This window comes from Kitasatospora azatica KCTC 9699 (assembly GCF_000744785.1).
GTDB classification, from domain to species: Bacteria; Actinomycetota; Actinomycetes; order Streptomycetales; family Streptomycetaceae; genus Kitasatospora; species Kitasatospora azatica.
The window spans coordinates 409,452-427,242 of the sequence record NZ_JQMO01000003.1 but is presented as its reverse complement, the minus strand read 5'-3'; the positions used below and the strand labels follow the sequence as shown (position 1 = coordinate 427,242).

General features: G+C 72.7%; 18 protein-coding genes and 1 pseudogene. 7 read left to right on the top strand and 12 right to left on the bottom strand.

Features of this window, described 5'->3' with window-relative positions:
* Nucleotides 1-27: 27 nt before the first annotated feature.
* The 3 genes and pseudogenes from BR98_RS36290 to BR98_RS13050 form a co-directional block, all read right to left on the bottom strand.
* Nucleotides 28-1,531 (bottom strand): annotated as a pseudogene (locus BR98_RS36290) (SGNH hydrolase domain-containing protein); the annotation flags it as partial.
* Nucleotides 1,532-1,796: 265 nt separating this feature from the next.
* On the bottom strand, nucleotides 1,797-3,011 hold the full coding sequence (locus BR98_RS13055; protein ID WP_035844574.1) for a glycosyltransferase family 2 protein: 1,215 nt from the start codon (nucleotides 3,009-3,011) through the stop codon (nucleotides 1,797-1,799).
* 153 nt (nucleotides 3,012-3,164) lie between these two features.
* Entirely contained in the window at nucleotides 3,165-3,830 is a 666-nt protein-coding gene (locus BR98_RS13050) for a TetR family transcriptional regulator (RefSeq protein WP_035844570.1), read from the bottom strand.
* A gap of 85 nt (nucleotides 3,831-3,915) precedes the next feature.
* Here BR98_RS13050 and BR98_RS40245 point away from each other — a divergent pair, with 85 nt between their 5' ends.
* Both BR98_RS40245 and BR98_RS13045 read left to right on the top strand, forming a co-directional pair.
* Nucleotides 3,916-4,071, top strand: a complete 156-nt coding sequence (locus tag BR98_RS40245; protein ID WP_198042213.1) for a hypothetical protein — start codon at nucleotides 3,916-3,918, stop codon at nucleotides 4,069-4,071.
* 26 nt (nucleotides 4,072-4,097) lie between these two features.
* Nucleotides 4,098-4,379 carry a hypothetical protein gene (locus BR98_RS13045; protein WP_035844567.1) on the top strand — a complete coding sequence of 94 codons (282 nt, stop codon included), beginning with the start codon at nucleotides 4,098-4,100 and terminating at the stop codon, nucleotides 4,377-4,379.
* 148 nt (nucleotides 4,380-4,527) lie between these two features.
* Here BR98_RS13045 and BR98_RS13040 read toward each other — a convergent pair whose 3' ends face one another.
* Both BR98_RS13040 and BR98_RS13035 read right to left on the bottom strand, forming a co-directional pair.
* The gene (locus BR98_RS13040; RefSeq protein WP_035844564.1) at nucleotides 4,528-5,310 is read right to left on the bottom strand and encodes an SGNH/GDSL hydrolase family protein; all 783 of its coding nucleotides are present in this window, start codon (nucleotides 5,308-5,310) and stop codon (nucleotides 4,528-4,530) included.
* A gap of 115 nt (nucleotides 5,311-5,425) precedes the next feature.
* Entirely contained in the window at nucleotides 5,426-6,166 is a 741-nt protein-coding gene (locus tag BR98_RS13035) for a YoaK family protein (protein WP_035844561.1), read from the bottom strand.
* Between the two features lie 226 nt (nucleotides 6,167-6,392).
* Between BR98_RS13035 and BR98_RS39290 the strand changes: the two genes are divergently transcribed.
* The 4 genes from BR98_RS39290 to BR98_RS13020 all read left to right on the top strand — a co-directional run bounded on the left by BR98_RS39290 (nucleotide 6,393) and on the right by BR98_RS13020 (nucleotide 10,102).
* A complete protein-coding gene (locus BR98_RS39290; protein WP_157537728.1) occupies nucleotides 6,393-6,545 on the top strand; it encodes a hypothetical protein in 153 nt (50 codons plus the stop codon).
* A 175-nt stretch (nucleotides 6,546-6,720) separates the two neighbouring features.
* A complete protein-coding gene (gndA, locus tag BR98_RS13030) occupies nucleotides 6,721-8,163 on the top strand; it encodes an NADP-dependent phosphogluconate dehydrogenase (protein WP_035844558.1) in 1,443 nt (480 codons plus the stop codon).
* 77 nt (nucleotides 8,164-8,240) lie between these two features.
* A complete protein-coding gene (locus BR98_RS13025; RefSeq protein ID WP_198042352.1) occupies nucleotides 8,241-9,302 on the top strand; it encodes a Dyp-type peroxidase in 1,062 nt (353 codons plus the stop codon).
* Nucleotides 9,299-10,102: a family 1 encapsulin nanocompartment shell protein gene (locus BR98_RS13020; protein ID WP_035844557.1), complete on the top strand. Its 804-nt coding sequence runs from the start codon at nucleotides 9,299-9,301 to the stop codon at nucleotides 10,100-10,102. The genes BR98_RS13025 and BR98_RS13020 overlap by 4 nt, the downstream gene beginning before the upstream one ends.
* Here BR98_RS13020 and BR98_RS13015 read toward each other — a convergent pair.
* The 5 genes from BR98_RS13015 to BR98_RS12995 form a co-directional block, all read right to left on the bottom strand.
* Nucleotides 10,060-10,536: an NUDIX domain-containing protein gene (locus BR98_RS13015; RefSeq protein WP_051969718.1), complete on the bottom strand. Its 477-nt coding sequence runs from the start codon at nucleotides 10,534-10,536 to the stop codon at nucleotides 10,060-10,062. The two genes, BR98_RS13020 and BR98_RS13015, sit on opposite strands and share 43 nt — an antisense overlap.
* A complete protein-coding gene (locus tag BR98_RS13010; protein ID WP_035851955.1) occupies nucleotides 10,536-11,228 on the bottom strand; it encodes an HAD family hydrolase in 693 nt (230 codons plus the stop codon). The genes BR98_RS13015 and BR98_RS13010 overlap by 1 nt, the downstream gene beginning before the upstream one ends.
* Nucleotides 11,229-11,342: 114 nt before the next feature.
* Nucleotides 11,343-12,473 carry a glycoside hydrolase family 3 N-terminal domain-containing protein gene (locus BR98_RS13005; RefSeq protein WP_083976535.1) on the bottom strand — a complete coding sequence of 377 codons (1,131 nt, stop codon included), beginning with the start codon at nucleotides 12,471-12,473 and terminating at the stop codon, nucleotides 11,343-11,345.
* A gap of 276 nt (nucleotides 12,474-12,749) precedes the next feature.
* On the bottom strand, nucleotides 12,750-12,998 hold the full coding sequence (locus BR98_RS13000; RefSeq protein ID WP_035844556.1) for a DUF6296 family protein: 249 nt from the start codon (nucleotides 12,996-12,998) through the stop codon (nucleotides 12,750-12,752).
* A gap of 146 nt (nucleotides 12,999-13,144) precedes the next feature.
* Nucleotides 13,145-13,558 (bottom strand): PaaI family thioesterase, encoded by a 414-nt coding sequence (locus tag BR98_RS12995; RefSeq protein ID WP_035851951.1) that lies wholly within the window; start codon nucleotides 13,556-13,558, stop codon nucleotides 13,145-13,147.
* Nucleotides 13,559-13,729: 171 nt separating this feature from the next.
* Here BR98_RS12995 and BR98_RS12990 point away from each other — a divergent pair, with 171 nt between their 5' ends.
* Nucleotides 13,730-15,796 carry a phosphocholine-specific phospholipase C gene (locus BR98_RS12990; protein ID WP_035844555.1) on the top strand — a complete coding sequence of 689 codons (2,067 nt, stop codon included), beginning with the start codon at nucleotides 13,730-13,732 and terminating at the stop codon, nucleotides 15,794-15,796.
* 18 nt (nucleotides 15,797-15,814) lie between these two features.
* Here BR98_RS12990 and BR98_RS12985 read toward each other — a convergent pair whose 3' ends face one another.
* The gene (locus tag BR98_RS12985) at nucleotides 15,815-16,486 is read right to left on the bottom strand and encodes a VOC family protein (protein WP_035844552.1); all 672 of its coding nucleotides are present in this window, start codon (nucleotides 16,484-16,486) and stop codon (nucleotides 15,815-15,817) included.
* Nucleotides 16,487-16,531: 45 nt separating this feature from the next.
* Nucleotides 16,532-17,722 carry a chromate efflux transporter gene (gene chrA / locus BR98_RS12980; RefSeq protein ID WP_035844549.1) on the bottom strand — a complete coding sequence of 397 codons (1,191 nt, stop codon included), beginning with the start codon at nucleotides 17,720-17,722 and terminating at the stop codon, nucleotides 16,532-16,534.
* Nucleotides 17,723-17,791 lie beyond the last annotated feature (69 nt).

The following is a 17,791-nucleotide window of genomic DNA, read 5'->3' as shown; positions in this document are numbered from 1 at the left end:
TCCCTCGTGACTGTTCCCTCGTGACCGCTACTTCGCGCCCCGCGAGCGCACCGAGACGTACTGCACCCGCATCGGGTGCCCCGGCTCGGTGGCCGCCGTGGCCGAGCCGCCGAACGCGGCGGGCAGGCCGCCGCCGACCGCGAGGTCCAGGATCAGGAAGACCCCGTGGTGCACCGCCTTGTCCCAGGCGGCCGGGTCGATCCGGTCGGCGCTGACCCGGTGGTACCCGGTGCCGTCCAGGTACCAGCGCACCTGCTCGGGACTGGTGGAGCGGTCCACCTCCACCGCGTAGCTGTGGAAGCCGCCCTGGCAGCCCGGGCACGGGTGTTCACCGGAACCGAGGCCCTGCGGCTCCTGGCACGGGCCGCCCTGCGCCACTCCGCAGTGCATGGTGCCGAAGACCGAGCCATGCCCGTTCACCGACTCCATCACGTCCAACTCGCCGATGCCCGGCCAGCCGGTGTAGCCGTCGCGCAGCAGCTGGGTCCAGCCGTCGGCGCCCCCGGGCCGGCACCAACCCGGCGTCCACCAGCAGCCGTTCCAGGCGCGGGGTGAGCACCACCGCGGCGACATTGGTCAGGTGCGCATCGTCGCGGTACAGCAGGACCTGCTCCAGCACCGCCGGGCAGTCCCGCCCCGAACCCGGGCAGAGCACCGAGTTGACCTCGACCGCACGCACCCCCGGCTCGCGGCCGGCCGCGATCGCCTCGGCCAGCGGGTCCGGCCAGCTGGCCTTCGCGCGTGGGAAGGAGCAGGCGGTCGGATCGGTGGTGTGGCCGGAGACGCAGGCGGGGATGTCGCTGCCCGGGATCGGGGTGTCGGTCAGATAGACGATCGGCACGCCGAGGGCGCGCACCGGGGTGAGGGTCTGCTCCCAAGCCCGGCCGAGGAGTTCACGGTCCTCGGTGTAGCGGTTGAGTGCGGCGATCATCACCAGGCGGGGCTTGGGCTCGGTGCGCAGCCGCTCCAGGCTGTTCGCCCGCCAGCTGTCGCACTCCCGGTACTCCCGGCCCAACTGCGGATTGGTCACCGTCAGTTGCGGCAGCGGGCAGCCCTGCTTGACCAACTCCTCCAGACCCCAGTGCCGTTCGGCGGCGATCGCGAGCGCGGCGGAGAACCACTGACCGGCGTGCGAGTCGCCGAGCAGCACGATCCGGTCCGGGCTCGCGGTGTCGCCGAACAGGCAGGGCGGGCTGCTGACCGTGGTCGGCGGCACCTCGCAGGCGCCGTCCGGCGGGAAGTCCTTGCGGGCCTGGGCCGGATCAGGCACCACGGCGGCCGCGCGGTGCGGCTGGGCGGCGGCCACGAGCAGCGAGCTGCCGTCGGGGGAGCCCGGTGGCAGGCCGGCCAGGTCGACCGGGAGGCCCGGCCCGAGCAGCCGCAGCGTGCCGGTGCCCACGATCAGTGCGAGCACCACCGGGACGATCACCGCGCTGAACCCCAGGGAGAGCCCGCGCCTCGGCAGTTCGGTGACCACCGGGTTGCGGCGCAGCGGTCGCTCCAGCCAGCGCATGGTGGCCAGCGCGGGCAGCGCGCCCGGTGGTCACCGCCTCGCGCAGCAGCTGGCCGGTGATCAGATAGCCGGAGATCACGAAGAAGACGTCCACTCCGACGAAGCCGCCGGCCAGGTGCGGTATCGCGGCGTGGAAGCCGAGCACGGCCAGCAGCGCCATCGCGCGCAGGCCCTCGATGTCGGAGCGGAACGAGGGGTTGCCCGCCGCGAGCGGTCGGGCACGCAGCGTAGGGGCGTCCGGGATGGCCGGACGGACCGTCACAGACATGGAGTTGACGACCTTTCAGCCCAGCCAGGGCAGCATCGGGCTGACCCAACCGGAAGCCAGCAGCGCGGTCAGGGTCAGGCCGGTGGTGATCGCCAGGCCCTCGGGCCAGCGGCGGGGCAGCATGCCGGCGCGGTCGGTGGGCCGCCTGGCGGGCGCCGTGCTGCGCAGCTCGGCCAGCAGGTCGCGGACCAGCGGCAGACCGATCTGGGCCTGCACCAACAGGTAGAGCAGCATGCCCCAGTTGGGGCCCCAGCCCTGCCCGGCCACGTCCAGGGCGAGCCCGCCGGCCGCGGCCAGGATCGAGCCGGCGGTCCAGGCGAGCGCCACCAGCACCACCCGGCGGGCCAGTCCGCCGGGCCTGGCCTTGCCGGCACCGGTCGGCACCCAGGCGGCGCTGCGGCCGCGCAGCGTGTGCAGGAAGGCGGCGCCGGAGGCGATGCTCATCAGCACGTTGGCCCGGAGCACCTCGACCCGCCAGCGGGTCCGGCTGACCCGGGGCAGCAGCACGTGCCAGAGCCAGAGCGGCGCCAGCAGCGGCAGCACGTGCCAGGGGCGGATCTGGTCCGGGTAGCCGTACATCATCACCAGCGGCGGCAGCGGGGCCGCGAAGATGTTCACCGCCATGGTCAGGTAGCCGACGATGCCCTCGTAGAAGCAGAGCCGCATCCGCCAGGGCGCACCCATCCGCTTCAGGTCGCGGCCGGTGAGCAGGTGCAGGTTGCCCATCGCCCAGCGGTACTGCTGGTTGACGAAGGAGGCCAGGCTGTCCGGCGAGGTGCCCTTGGCGACCAGCACCGGCACGTACAGGGTGCGGAAACCCTGCTCGTAGAGCGCGAGTCCGGTGTACATGTCCTCGCTGTGGTCCAGCTTGGCGAAGCCGCCGGCGGCCTCGATCGCGGTGCGCCGGTAGACGGCGTTGCTGCCGCAGCAGATGGCCGCGTCGCTGGCGTCCCGGGACGGCTGGATCCAGCGGAAGAACCACTCCTGCGCGGAGCCGGCGGCCCGTTCGATCCAGCTCATCGAGGCGTCGGTGTCGAAGCACTGCGGGCTCTGCACGATGCCGATCGCCGGGTCGGCGAGCGCGGGTGTGCGCAGGGCGAAGGTGAACATGGTCGCCGCCGTCAGTACGAAGGCGAGCGAGGTGCAGAGCAGGACCGACCGGCGTTGCGGACCGAAGTACCAGTACAGCTCCTGGTCGTTCGGTGGCGCCGGAAGGTGATGGACAGTCATATGGCCCCCACGGCCGTGTCGACAGCTTCCGGCGGGCAGCCTGCCTGATTGGTATAGACCACTCGTGAATGGGCCGTGTTCCGAGATGAACAGTTGGATCAAGGTGGAACGCGGTGCGGGGCACGGCCCGGGGGTGCTGTCTACTGGGCGCTGTCAGCCGTCCGGCGTGTCGAGCCAGTGGCGGCGGCCGATGCTGATCAGCCGCAGCTGGTCCTGAGCCAGGGCGGCGATCCGGCGCTCGGCGGTGCGGGACTCGGCGGGCGCCTCCAGGAAGGCGGAGGCCGTCGCGACCAGGTGCTCGACGTAGAGGCCGGCCAGCATCCGCAGGTCGGCCGAGCTCCACCGGGCGCTCTGCGGCTGGCTGCCGAGGGCGGCGGCGGTCTGTTCGGTGAAGGCCGCCAGTTCGGCCGTGATCGCCGCCCGCACCTGCTGAACGCCGCCGTGCCGTTCGCGGGCCAGGAAGCGCATGTGGGCGCGGTGCTCGCGGACGTGCCGGGCGATCACCGCGATCGAACGGTCGATCAGCTCCTCGGGTTCGCCCCGCTCGGCCAGGATCTTCTCGATCATCAGGTGCAGGCTCTGCAGCGACTCGGTCACCAGGACCACGCCGAGCTCGTCCAGGTCGCGGAAGTGGCGGTAGAAGCCGGCGGGGGAGAGGCCGGCCTCCCGGGTCAGCTCGCGCACGCCGAGGCTGCTGAGGTTCTGGTGCTCGAGCAGGCGCAGGCCGGCGTCGAGCAGGGCGCGGCGGCTCTGCTCCTTCTGGGCGGCCCGGCTGCCCGTCGGGTGCGCGGCGACGGGCGGGCTGTCAGTGTGACTCACATCATTCAGTAAACAACTGTTTGCCGACTTTCGCCAGCGTAGACTGGGCGAGTCGGCGAACAGTTGTTAGCTGAAAGGGCTGATCATGTTCTTCTTCGCTGTGCTCGTCGCGATGGGCGTACTGCTGGGCGCCGCCGCGCACACCACGCTGTCCGGCTTCCTCACCGCCGCCGCCTTCATCGCCGCCTGGCTGCTGGCCTTCGGGGCCCGCGAGGGCGTCGCCCACCTGCGCCGCCGCTGACGGCACGTCACCACAGGAGACCTCCGATGGACGCACTGCCGCAGACCCCGCAGCTCACCCCCACCACGCGCAGGACCGAGGCGGACGGGATGGCCGTCGCCTCGTTCGTGCTCGGCCTGATCGGCCTGCTGCTCTTCAACGTGGTGCTCGGGCCGCTCTCCCTGGTACTCGGTTCGCTCGCGCTGGCCCGTGGCACCGCCCGGCGCGGCCGGGCGCTGCTCGGCCTGACCCTGGGCGTGGCCGACCTGGTGATCCTGGTGGTGGCCATCGCCACCAGCCACGGCACCCTCTGGCAGCTGGTCGGCTGACACCCGGCCACTGGGCTGGCACTCGGCCGCTCGGCCGGCACTCGGCCGCTCGGCCGGCACCCGGCCGTTCAACGGCCCGCTAGCCGACCCGGACCGCACTGGTCCTGGCCGGCTCGCGGCTTGTTCCGGCTCGAGGCTACTTCGAGCCCTACAGCGGCAGCAGCTCCGGGCGCTTCGCCTCGACGTTGTCCCCCGAGGACTCGCCGCGCAGCCGGCGACCGACCCACGGGATCAGGTAGTCCCGCGCCCACTGCAGGTTCTCCCGGCGCACCTCCGCCGGGGTGTGCTCGGCCTCGGCCGGCCAGGGCTCCGCCGGGTCGGCCGCCGTGGCCAGCCCGAGCGCCCGGGCGGCCAGCAGCGCGACCCGCTGGTGCCCCTCGGAGGAGAGGTGCAGCCGGTCCTCGCTCCAGGCCTGCCGGCCGCGCAGCGGCCGCAGCGACCAGAGGTCGGCCACCGCGCAGTCGTTGCGGTCGGCGATCGCCCGAAGGTGCAGGTTGTACGCCGCGATCTTGCCGCGCAGGTGCCGCAGCACCGGCACGTCCCGGGTGTCGAAGCCGGTGCAGATCAGCACCGTCCGCGCCGTCTCGCGGAGCTGGACCACCGCGTTCTCGAAGCGCTCGGCGACCTCGTCCGGGTCGCTGCCCGGACGCAGGATGTCGTTGCCGCCCGCGCAGAAGGTCACCAGGTCGGGCTGGATCCGCCGGACCTGCGGCACCTGCTCGGCGACGATCTGGTCCAGCAGCCGCCCGCGCACCGCGAGGTTGGCGTAGCGGAAGTCGCCGGCGGGCCGCCCCTCGGCCAGCAGCACCGCGAGGCGGTCGGCCCAGCCGGCGAAGGTGCCGTCCGGGTTGGGGTCGTTCAGGCCCTCGGTGAAGCTGTCGCCGAGAGCCGCGTAGGAGCTGAGGTCAAGGATCTCCAGATGGTCAGCCATGGGAAGAAATAGTTCACTGTCTCAAGTGACCTACGCCACCGTAGGTGTGGGGTGGCGGAGCGTGACCTTGGCCACCCGGCCGTCGGGAATAGGCGGGCGTATGGCTGACGAGCCGTCAGACCGCCTCGGTCCACGGCTCTCCCGACCGGGCCGGGCGGACGGCCGCCAGGGTGACCACCGCGGCGAGCGCGGCCGGTACCGCCAGCGCGGTGCTCTGGTCGTTGTGCAGCACCAGCACCGCGCCGGCCACCGCGCCGCCGGCCAGGGTGAGGACGGAGAGCAGCTGGCGCCCGGCCTTCTCCTCCAGCCGCCCGGACCGCCCGGTGTCGGCGAAGACGCCCGTGATGGTCCGGGTCAGCACCGTGGTGGTCAGGTCGGGCACCGCCACCACCGCGACCATCGCGTTCTGGATCCCCATCGCCACGGCCAGCACGGCGGCGCTCAGATAGCGCGGACTGTTCGAACTTCCCGCGGCGGAGACCGGGTCGACGGCCACCACCAGCGCGGCCGCCGCGATCAGCGCGGTCTCGGCGACGCCGGCCCGCAGCACCGCGCGGCCGCGGTGACCGACCTGGCCGAGCAGCCGGCCGCCGAGGAAGGCACCGGCGGCGAAGGCGACCAGGGCCACCAGCGAGGCGGTCACCGAGAAGCCGGGGGCGCCGGCCAGCGCGAAGCCCAGGAAGACCACGTTGCCGGTCATGTTGGCCACGAAGACATGACCCAGCATCAGATAGCTGACGGCGTCGATCACTCCACTGAGCACCGTGAGCGCGAGCAGCAGCGGCGGCAGCGGCCCGTGCCGGTCCCCGGGCGCGGGCACAGCCGTCCGCCAGGCGCCGCGCAGCAGTGATCGCACTCGGCCAGCCTAGGACGCGGCCGGGTGCCGGCCGTGGATCTCCACGCCCGGGCGGCGGTTACGGGTGCTCACTCGGACGGGATGCGCGGTGCGGCCGGTCGCCGGAAGGGGGCTCGGCGGGCGGGTGATCACGCTGGCGCGACGGTGTGACGGGTGGTTACCGGTGCGGTGTGAGCGGCGACACTCCCCTCAGGCCGTTCGCTCACGATCGGAAGAGGTGCCCGGATTGACGCTCACCCTGCTCCTGCTGACCGTCCCGCCCGTGCTCGCCCTGCTGCTCAGCCTCACCGATCCGACCCGCCAGCGCGAGCCGTCGAAACCGGCCCCAGCTCGGCGCAAGGGCCGGCACGCGGCGGCGCGTCAGTCGGCGCGGTGGTAGCGGAGCAGCAGGTCTACGCGACGATACGCCCGGTAGGAGCGGGAACGGGCCGACCGCACGCTGTACGGCCGCCGTACGGACGGAGTAGCCGCGCCGCTCTGGCGTGCCGTGGTGCATCTGTGCGGACCGCACGGCAGGCTGGGCTGATGATCCCCAGGAAAGTGGAGTCCCCTGCATGAGTGCGCTCAGTTCCGCCGACATCGGCGTCACCGGACTGGCCGTCATGGGCCGCAACCTGGCCCGCAACTTCGCCCGGCACGGTCACCGGGTCGCCCTGCACAACCGCACCGCCGCCCGGACCAGCGCGCTGATGGCCGAGTTCGGACACGAGGGCGCCTTCGTGCCGACCGAGACGGCGGCAGAGTTCGTCGCCGCGCTGGCCCGACCCCGACGGATCATCATCATGGTCAAGGCGGGCGCCCCCACCGACGCCGTGATCGACGAACTGGTGCCGCTGCTGGAGCCCGGCGACATCGTGGTGGACGGCGGCAACGCGCACTTCCTGGACACCCGGCGGCGCGAGGCGGCGCTGCGCGAGCACGGACTGCACTTCGTCGGCACCGGCATCTCCGGTGGTGAGGAGGGCGCGCTGGAGGGACCGAGCATCATGCCCGGCGGCACCGCCGAGGCCTACCAGAGCCTCGGCCCGCTGCTGGAGTCGATCGCCGCCAAGGTGGACGGGCGGCCCTGCTGCACCCACGTCGGCCCCGACGGCGCCGGACACTTCGTCAAGATGGTGCACAACGGCATCGAATACGCCGACATGCAGTTGATCGCCGAGGCCTACGACCTGCTGCGGCACGGCGCCGGACGCCAGCCCGCCGAGATCGCCAAGATCTTCCGCAGCTGGAACGCGGACCGGCTGGAGTCCTACCTGATCGAGATCACCGCCGAGGTGCTCGGTCACTCCGACCCGGCCACCGGCAAGCCCTTCGTGGACATCGTGCTGGACCAGGCCGAACAGAAGGGCACCGGCCGCTGGACCGTGCAGACCGCGCTCGAACTGGGCGTGCCGGTGGGCGGCATCGCCGAGGCGGTCTTCGCCCGCTCGCTCTCCGGCAGCGCCGAGCTGCGCCACGCGGCCCGCGGCCTGCCCGGGCCCACCGAGACCTGGCTGGACAGCGCCGCCGCCGACCGCTTCGCGGGCGATGTGGAGAAGGCGCTGTACGCCTCGAAGATCGTCGCGTACGCGCAGGGCTTCAACCAGATCCAGGCCGGCAGCGCCGAGTACGGCTGGCAGATCGCCTCGGGCGCGATGGCCGCGATCTGGCGCGGCGGCTGCATCATCCGGGCCCGGTTCCTGACCCGGATCGAGGCCGCCTACGCGACCGATCCGGCGCTGCCCACGCTGCTCGCCGACGAATACTTCCAGCAGGCGCTCGGCGAGGCGCAGTCGGCCTGGCGGCGGGTGGTCTCCACCGCGGCGCAACTGGGCGTGCCGGTGCCCGGCTTCGCCACCGCGCTCGCCTACTACGACTCGCTGCGGGCCAGACGGCTGCCGGCCGCGCTGATCCAGGGGCAGCGCGACTACTTCGGCGCGCACACCTACCGGCGGGTGGACCAGGACGGGGCCTTCCACACCCTCTGGGCCGGCGACCGAAGCGAGCAGCCCCGATGACGGTCGATCAGATTCCCGAGGCCGACGCGCAGTCGGCACCCTCGCCCCAGTCGCAGGCGATACCGCAGGCGCAGGCGATACCGCAGGCGGTGCCGCAGCCGCAGGACGTCCGCGCGCCGCTGACCAGTGCCGCGCTGTTCCTGGTGCTCACCGTGCGCCCCGGTGGCGAGCGGGTCGTCCGGGAGCTGCTGCCGGACCTCGCGGGGCTGCGCCGCTCGGTCGGCTTCCGGGTCCCGCAGGCGCGGCTCAGCTGCGTGGCCGGGATCGGCTCGCGGCTCTGGGACCGGCTCTTCGCCGGACCGCGCCCGGCCCAGCTGCACCCGTTCCGCGAGCTGCGCGGCAACCGGCACACCGCCCCCGCCACCCCCGGCGACCTGCTGCTGCACCTGCGCGCCGAGCGCCAGGACGCCTGCTTCGAGCTGGCCGGACAGCTGCTCGCCCGGCTGCGCGGCGCGGTGGACGTGGCGGACGAGGTCTGCGGCTTCCAGTACTTCGAGCAGCGCGACCTGCTCGGCTTCGTGGACGGCACCGAGAACCCGGAGGGCGCCGAGGCCGACGCGGCCGCGCTGATCGGTGCGGAGGACGCCGCCTTCGCGGGCGGCAGCTACGTGGTCGTGCAGAAGTACCTGCACGACCTGGCCGGCTGGGAGGCGCTGCCGGTCGAGGCGCAGGAGCGGGCGGTGGGCCGCACCAAGCTGGCGGACATCGAGCTGGCCGACGAGGTGAAGCCGGCCGACTCGCATGTCGCGCTGACCTCGCTGGACCCGGCGCCGGACGGTACGCAGCGGCAGATCGTCCGGCTGAACATGCCGTTCGGGTCCTACCGCAGTGGCGAGCTGGGGACGTACTTCATCGGCTACTGCCGTACGCCGGCGGTCACCGAGGAGATGTTGGAGAACATGTTCCTCGGCAGGCCGCCGGGCACCCACGACCGGCTGCTCGACTTCTCCACGGCGGTCACCGGGGGGCTCTTCTTCGTGCCCTCGGCCGACCTGCTGGACTCCCCGCCGCCGCCGGCGGCTTCGGCCGCGGCGTCGTCTGCATCCTCGCCCGCATCCCTGGCTGCGCCGGCCAGAGGGGACGGCTCACTCGGCATCGGAAGTCTCAAGCGGACCACTGACAGGAGCGTTGACCGATGAACAACCTGCACCGTGATCTGGCCCCGATCTCCGCCGAGGCCTGGGCCCAGATCGAGGAGGAGGCCCGGCGCACCTTCACCCTGCACCTGGCCGGCCGACGGGTGGTGGACCTGTCCGGGCCGGCCGGGCCCGAGCTGGCGGCGGTCGGCTCCGGCCACCAGCGGCCGATCGCCACCCTGGTGCCCGGTACCCAGGCGCACGCGCGCGAGTCCCGCCCGGTGGTGGAGCTGCGGGTGCCGTTCGTGCTGGACCGGCAGGCCGTGGACGACGTGGAACGCGGCTCGAAGAACTCCGACTGGCAGCCCGTCAAGGAGGCCGCGCGCACCATCGCCCAGGCCGAGGACACCGCGATCTTCGACGGCTGGCCGGCGGCCGGGATCACCGGCGTGCGCACCGGAACCGACAACCCGTCGATCACCCTGCCCACCGATGTCACCGACTACCCCGACGCCGTCAGCCAGGCGCTCACCCGGCTGCGGCTGGCCGGGGTGGACGGGCCCTACTCGCTGCTGCTCGGCGCCGATGTCTACACGGCGGTCAACGAGACCTCCAACCACGGCTACCCGGTCCGCCAACACCTGGCCCGGGTGGTGACCGGCGAGATCATCTGGGCCCCGGCCCTGGCCGGCGCGGTGGTGCTCTCCAGCCGGGGCGGCGACTTCGAGCTCCACCTCGGCCAGGACCTGTCGATCGGCTACCTCTCGCACGACGCCCAGTCGATCCGGCTCTACCTGCAGGAGTCGCTCACCTTCTCGCTCTACTCCCCGGAGGCGGCGGTCACCCTGACGGCGGCCAGGTAGCCGGCCAGCTCCAGGGTCGGGGGCAGTTGCGAGTGCAGTGGGGCGGGCAGCGCGTCCGGGGTGAACCAGTCGAGGGCGTCGAACTTGTGCGGCTCGCCGATCGCCACCTCGGCCGGGTCCACCCGGACCGCGCAGACCACCGCGACCCAGTGCGAGTCGACCGGGGTGCCGCGCAGCACGTTGCGCACGCCGAGGACGGTGATCTCCAGCGGCTCGGCGGTGTACTCCTCGCGCACCTCGCGGGCCACGGCGGCCTCGAAGGTCTCGCCGAACTCCAGCGCGCCCGCGCCGCAGTCCCAGCGCCCCGGCTCGTCCCGGGCGGCGGCCGCGCGGCGGGCGAGCAGGACCCGGCCGGTGCCGTCGTGGCAGACGAAGACGCAGGAGACCGAGGGGTGGGGATCGGTCAATTGACTGTGCGTCAGGTGACTGGACATCAGAAGTGCTCCTCGAGTTCGGCGAAGGTGGTCAGTCGCAGGACGCGCGAGTCGGCCGGGTCCAGTTCGGCCTCCTCCAGCGTCCAGGTGTGCTGGTGCGGGATGAAGACCGCGTTGAGGCCCACGGCGCGGGCCGGCAGGATGTCGGACTTCGGGGAGTTGCCGATCATCCAGGTCCGCTCCGGCTCCAGGGCCTCCTCGCCGATCAGCCAGTAGTACTCGGAGAAGTCCTTCTCCGCGACGATGTGCACCGAACGGAACAGGCCGGCCAGGCCCGAGGCGTCCACCTTCGCCCGCTGCTCGGCCTGGTCGCCCTTGGTGAGCAGCAGCAGCTCGTGCCTGGCCGCGAGTGCGGGCAGGGTCTGCGCGACGCCGGGTATCAGCTCCACCTCGGCGCTGGTGATCGAGGCCGCCAGGGCGGCGAACCGCGCCTGCTCGGCGGCGTCGGCCGGGCGGCCGCGCAGCTGCTCGAAGCACTCCACGAGGCTGCGCAGGAAGACCTGGGCGCCGTAGCCGTGGGTCTTGGCGTTGGCGGCCTCGATCCGGTCCAGCGCCGCGCGGGCGGCGGCGCGGCTGATCGGGGGCCGGGCCACCTCGTCGAGGAAGGTGTCGATGGCCCGCTCGAAGCGGATGTTGTTCTCCCACAGGGTGTCGTCGGCGTCGAAGATGAGGACCTGGTTGTCACGTCGCATGCGGCCACCGTAGAAGGTGTCCGTACGGAGCGTCATGCCCTTTTGTGCGCCTGTGGACAACTCCCGGGGTGTGGACAGACCCACGTGCGCGGACAGTCGGGGCATGGGCAGAGCTCAGTGCAGGCGGCCCCGGAGCGCGGTGATCCGGTCCACGGCGGCGGTGAACGCGGTGCGGTCCAGCCGTCCCGTGGTCAGCGCGTCCGCCAGCGCGGTGGTCGCGTCCGCGCCCTGCTCCGGGTCCTGCGCCGAGCAGAGCAGCAGGTCCATCCCGGCGCTCGCGGCCGTCACCGCCCGCGCGCCCGCGTCCCCGTAGTCGTGCAGCGCGCCGGCCTCGAGCGCGTCGGTGATGGTGACGCCCTGGAAGCCCAGGCGCCCGCGCAGCTCCCCGCCGACTACGGTGGCGGACAGTCCCGCCGGCCGCGCGGGGTCGAGCGCCGGATAGACCGCCCAGGAGAGCATCACCAGGTCGACCCCCGCCTCGATCACGGCCGGGTACGGCGTCTCGTCGACGGTGGCCAGTTGCTCGCGGGAGGCCGTCAGGGTGACCGGGCCCTCGTCGGTGTTGGCGCCGGCCGGGGCGGTGCCCAGGCCCGGGAAGTGCTTGGCGGTGGCGGCGACCCCGGTCTGCTGCTGGCCGGTGACGAACGCCCGCCCCACCGCCGAGACCACGGCGGGATCCTGGCTGAACGAGCGCTCGCTCTGGTCGATGAAGTTGCCGGGCTGCTGGTAGACGTCCAGCACGGGAGCCAGGTTGACGTTCAGCCCGGCCGCCACGAGGTTCTCGCCCGCGTCGTGGCCGGCCAGTCCGGCGGCCGCCACCGGGTCGGGCCCGGTGCCGATCGCGCGGGCCGACAGCTCGGGTGCGCCGGGCAACCGGCGGACCAGGCCGCCCTCCTGGTCGGTCATCAGCAGCAGCGGATGGTGCACCGGGCTCTGCTGCTGGGCCTGGCGCAGCTCGGCGACGGCCTGCCGGAACTGCTCCGGATCGGCGGTGTTCGGCCCGAAGAAGATCACCCCGGCGGCTCGGCCGCTGCGGATCGCGGTGAGCAGCGGCTCCGGCGGCGTGAGGCCCTGGTAGGAGTACACCACCCGTTGACCGGCCAGCTGGTCGGCCGTCATGGGGGTGGCGACCGGCGCCGGCGGTACCGGGGAGGCGTCCGTGGCGGTCTGCTGCGAGGGAGTGGGACTGCAACCGGTGAGCAGCAGGACGAGGCAGCCGATCAGCCAGCGAGTGGGGGAGGGCATGGGCCGGGGCTCCTTGGGGCGCACGGATCGCCGTCCGGGGCGGGCGGGTCACCGTGACGACCGACGACTACCGACGAGGATCGCGCACCGACGGTTGCGCCCGGGGCCACGGCACGGCGAGGGCGACCGCGCTCACCCGGGCGGAGGCAGCACCACGCACAGCGCCGACGGTGCGGCGTGGTACGCGTGCTCGGCCGGGGCGGCGTGGCCGGGGCACACCGGCGGTGCGCGCGAGGCGGGTGAGAGCGAGGAGTCCTGAGCCTGGGCCGTCGGCGGCTACGCGGCCGAGCGCGGGTGCGGCCGTGGCACCGCGTGCAGGCACTGGTGTTGGTGACCGGTGTCGGCGTCCAGCAGGCGGGCCACGCCGGCCGCGTCGATGGTGACCCGGAACTCCCCGCTGTCGTCGGTGTAGACGCTGTTGCCGTCGACCGACCCGGGGGTCCAGCGCACCACGACCACCGTCACGGGCCGGTGTCCGCCCACGGGGCCGGGGAGCGAGACGGCATAGCGCCGGACGGGATCCACGATCCGACCTCCTCAGGACCACTGGCCCGGGACCGACGTCCACGGGCCGATCCCTTTGCGTCTGCCCGGCGGCGCGCCGTTCAACCCAGAGTTGGCATGACCATTTCGCCAGGGCTGCGTGATGCCGCCCACATCCTGAGCCTCGGTCAGCCCGGGAAGGCGTAGACGGTGGTCGCGTGGGCGGCCGGCTCCTGCTCGCCCTCGGCGGTCAGCGTGACGTCGGTGAAGGCCAGTCGTCGCCCCAGCTTGGTCACCCGGGCGGTGACCAGGACGTCCCGCCCCAGCACCGCCCGCTGGAAGCTGGTCGACTGCTGAATCGTGGTCATCGGCCCGAAGCCGCCCAGCGCCGAGCTGAGCGCGATCACCGTCGCGGTGTCGGCGGCCGCCATCAGTGCCTGTCCCGACAGCCCGCCTCCCTCCCGGGCGAGTCGGTCCGACCAGGGCAGCCGCAGCACGGAGTGCCGCTCCCCGGTCTCGGTCACCGACAGGCCCAGCTCCAGCACCCAGGGGGCGAAGTTCTCGGCGAGGATCTTGTCCGCCTCGGCGGCAGTGATCGGCATGGTGGCATTGTGCCCGTCCTCGGCGCGGCCCAACACCCTTCCCGCAGTTGGTCCGGTCGGGATCGTTGACTGTCTTTCATCTGGCCGCCACATTGTTACTGGACAGTCGCCACCCGGGTGTCGCATGGTCTGCGGGCTGGAGTTGTATATCCATCTTCCCGGAGGCCTCACGTGACCCCCGTCACTCGTCGTACCTTCCTCGGCTCCGCCGCCGCCATCGGCGCAGCCGTGGGCCTGGACTCCCTGCCCGGCACCGCGCCTCGCGCGGCCGCCGCCAGCACGGGGACGATAGCCGACGTCAAGCACGTCGTCGTGCTGATGCAGGAGAACCGCAGCTTCGACCACTACTTCGGCGCGCTCAAGGGCGTGCGCGGCTTCGGCGACAAGGCCACCATCCAGATCGCCGGCGGCAACAGCGTCTTCAACCAGCCCAACGGCAGCGGCCGGCAGTACCCCTGGCAGCTGAGCGCGACCAACACCTGGTGGTGGGGCAGCAGCGGGGAGTTGCTGGCGCAGTGCGACGGCTCGCTCGACCACTCCTGGGGCACCCAGCACCAGGCGTGGAACAACGGGAAGATGGACTCCTGGACCTCCGCCAAGGGCTCCGACCGGACCATGGGCTTCATGAACCGCTCGGACATCCCGTTCCACTACGCGCTGGCCGACGCCTACACCATCTGCGACGCCTACCACTGCTCGATCCTGTCGGCGACCGGCCCCAACCGCACCTACCTGTGGTCCGGCACGATCGACCCGGCGGGCAGCGCGGGCGGCCCGGCCTACGACGGCGGCGACGAGAAGGGCCTGCACTGGCAGACCTACGCCGAGGCGCTGCAGAACGCCGGGGTGAGCTGGAAGGTCTACCAGAACGCCTCCGACAACTTCGGCGACAACGCCCTCGCCTACTTCAACCAGTTCACCGGTGCCCCGAGTTCGAGCCCGCTCGCGCAGCGCGGCATGGCCTCGGTGCCGAGCACCGGCTCCACGCCGGACGACATCGCGGCCGCGATCAGAGCCGACTCGCTCGCGGGGACGCTGCCGCAGGTCTCCTGGGTGGTCTCCAACCAGCTGTTCTCCGAGCACCCGGACGGCCCGCCGGAGAACGGCGCGCACTTCGTCAACCTGGTGCTGCAGGCGCTGGCCGCGAACCCGGACACCTTCAACTCCACCGTGCTCTTCCTCAACTACGACGAGAACGACGGCTTCTTCGACCACGTGCCGCCGCCGGTCGCGCCGAGCGGCACCGCCGGCGAGTTCTACAACGGCACCAACATCGGTCTCGGCTTCCGGGTGCCGATGATCATCGCCTCCCCGTGGACCCGCGGCGGCTACGTCGACTCCCGGGTCTACGACCACACCAGCGTGATCCGCTTCCTGGAGACCTGGACGGCGGCCCTGGGCACTCCCGCCGTCTGCAACAACATCAGCACCTGGCGCCGCCAGATCTGCGGCGACCTCACCGGCGCCTTCGACTTCAGCACCCCGGTGTACGGCCTCCCGGGGCTGCCGGACACCAGTGCGACGATCAGCCAGGCCACCGCCAACGTGCAGATCAACCCGAGCCCCGGCACCAACTCGATGCCCACCCAGGAGAGCGGCAGCAAGCCCGCTCGGGCGCTGCCCTACCAGCCCAACGCCTGGGTGGACCGGATCGAGTACGACGCCAACAACCAGATCCTGCTCTGGATCGACCTGGCCAACCAGGGCCCGCAGGCCACCGCCTGGGCGCACTACTCGATCTACGCCAACGCCTACCGCAGCGGCGGGCCCTGGCAGTACACCGTCGCCCCCCACAACGCCTCGACCGGCGCCGACGGCGGCACCAGCGACTTCTTCAACATCGGTGCGAACTACGGTGACGGCAAGTACGACCTCACCGTCGTCGGCCCCAACCGCTTCCTGCGCCGCTTCACCGGCAACGCCACCAGCGCCGGGAAGACCGCCGAGGCCTCGACGTACTACGCGCCGGCGCCGAACACCGGCAAGCAGGCGGTCTGGTTCAAGATGACCAACACCGGTACCAGCACCGTGACCTTCACCATCACCTCGACCAACTACCGCACCGACGGCCCGTGGACCTACCAGGTGGCCCCCGGCGCCACCGTCTCGGACTACTTCAACGCCGTCGCCTACACCAACGGCTGGTACGACTTCACCGCCACCGTGAGCGGCGACCCCAGCTGGAGCCGCCGCGCCACCGGCCACATCGAGACCGGCACGGGGAGCATCAGCGGCTGACCCTTGGACCGACCGGCCTCAGTTGCAGGTACCGACGCACGCCTCGTTGCCCTCCGGGTCGGCCAGCACCCAGTGCGACGGGGCGTGTTCGTCGCTCAGCAGCCGGCCGCCGGCGGCGATCGCGGCCGCGATCCGGGCCTCGGCCTGGTCGTGCGGCACGAAGACGTCGAGGTGGACCCGGTTGCGCTGCGGGCGCGGGGCGTCCATCTGCTGGAAGTAGAACGGCGCCCCGCGACCGTGCGGGTCGATCAGGTCCTCGGGGCTGCCCGCGCGGTCCTGGTAGCCGAGCAGGGCCCGCCAGAACGGCACGACCCGGGACATGTCGAGCGCGTCCACGGTGACCTGGACGGTCTGCACGGCGGACGGGTCGGCCGGGATGCCCAGCTCCCGCGCCAGCGCCGAGATCTGCCGGGCCAGTTCGACGTCCTGCTCGGTCAGCCCGTAGTAGTCCTGGGTGAGCGTGATCAGCCGGACCGTCACGCCCTCGGCGCGCAGGTCGATGTCGGGATGCCGGCCCTCGACATCGAGCCGTGCGCCGATCTCGTGCACGAGCCGGGCGCCGGCCGCGAAGGAGCCGGTACGGAAGTAGCTGCAGGCGCCTTCGCCCAGGACACGCCACTCCTCGAGACCGGCCGTCTGGTGGAACTGCCAGGGCCTGATCCGCTTGGTCTGAAGTTCAGCATGGGTCATACCGGCACGGTAGCGGGTGGGTGCGACAGCGCGTCGGCGGTCTGCTCAGGTCACCGGCCAGCCGGCCCAGGAGGCGGCCACGCCGAGGGCGCCGGCGCCGAGCAGCGCGCTGACCACACCGCGGCGGCCGGCCAGCAGCCACACCGCCGCCGCGGCCAGCACGGCGTACTGCCAGGCGTGTTGCAGGGCCAGCGCCAGCGGAATCGCCGAGCCCGCGATCGCGCCGATGACGGCGGGCCCGGCCCCGGTCAGGAAGGCCTGGACGCCCGGGTCGGCGCGCAGCCGGTCGAAGTGCGACCCGCCGAGCAGCACGAAGAGGAAGGACGGGGCGAAGGCCACCGCGGCGGCCAGCAGGCCGCCGCCGACACCGGCCGCCGCGTAGCCGACCACGGCGACCGTCTGCACCACGGGGCCGGGGGTGATCTGCCCGAGGGCGACGGCGTTCAGGAACTGGGCATCGGTCATCCAGTGGTACCGGTGGACGGCGTCGCTCTGCATCAGCGGGATGATCACGAAGCCGCCGCCGTACGACAGGGCGCCGACCTTGAACGCGACCCAGGCCAGCGCCGCGAGCCCCGCGGCGCCGGGAGCCGCGACGGCCAGCGGCAGCGGCCAGGCCGCTCGTCCACCGCCGCCCGGCGACGGGCGGTTGCGCCCGGCCGTCCGCACCGCGACCTCGATCAGTCCGGCGCCGATCAGCACCAGCACCAACCACGGGCCGGCCAGGCTCGCCGCGACACCGCCCGCCAGCCCGTAGCCGATCCACCGACCCCGCTGGGCCCGGGCGCCGCCCATCCGCTGCCGGCTCGCGGGAACCAGCCCAACGGCCGCGTGCACGGCGACCGCCGCCACCGCCGACCCGGCACCGGCCGCGGCCCCCAGCACCCACCGGGGCGGACTCCCGGCCAGGAAGAGCGCCGCCAACGCCAGGATCAGCACCAGGCCGGGCACGATGAAGCAGAGCCCACCGACCAGCGCGCCGGGAAGCCCGCGAAGCTGCCAGGCCGTCAGGATCGCCAGTTGGGTGGAGGCCGGCCCGGGCAGCAGGTTCGTCGCGGCGATGCCGTCCTCGAAGTCCGCGGCGGCGATCCAGCCTTCGCGCTCCACGCAGAGCCCGCGCAGCAGCGCGATGTGGGTGGGCGGCCCGCCGAAGCCGATGCAACCGATCCGGCCCCACTCCAGGGCGATCCGGCGAAGGCTCGGCCGCGCCGCGTCGTGCTGCCCCTGCTGGGCCATCTCGTCCTGCTCTCGCTCGCCGGTGGTGCGCCAGCACGGTACCGAACGAGCAGGTCGGGCCCGGCACGC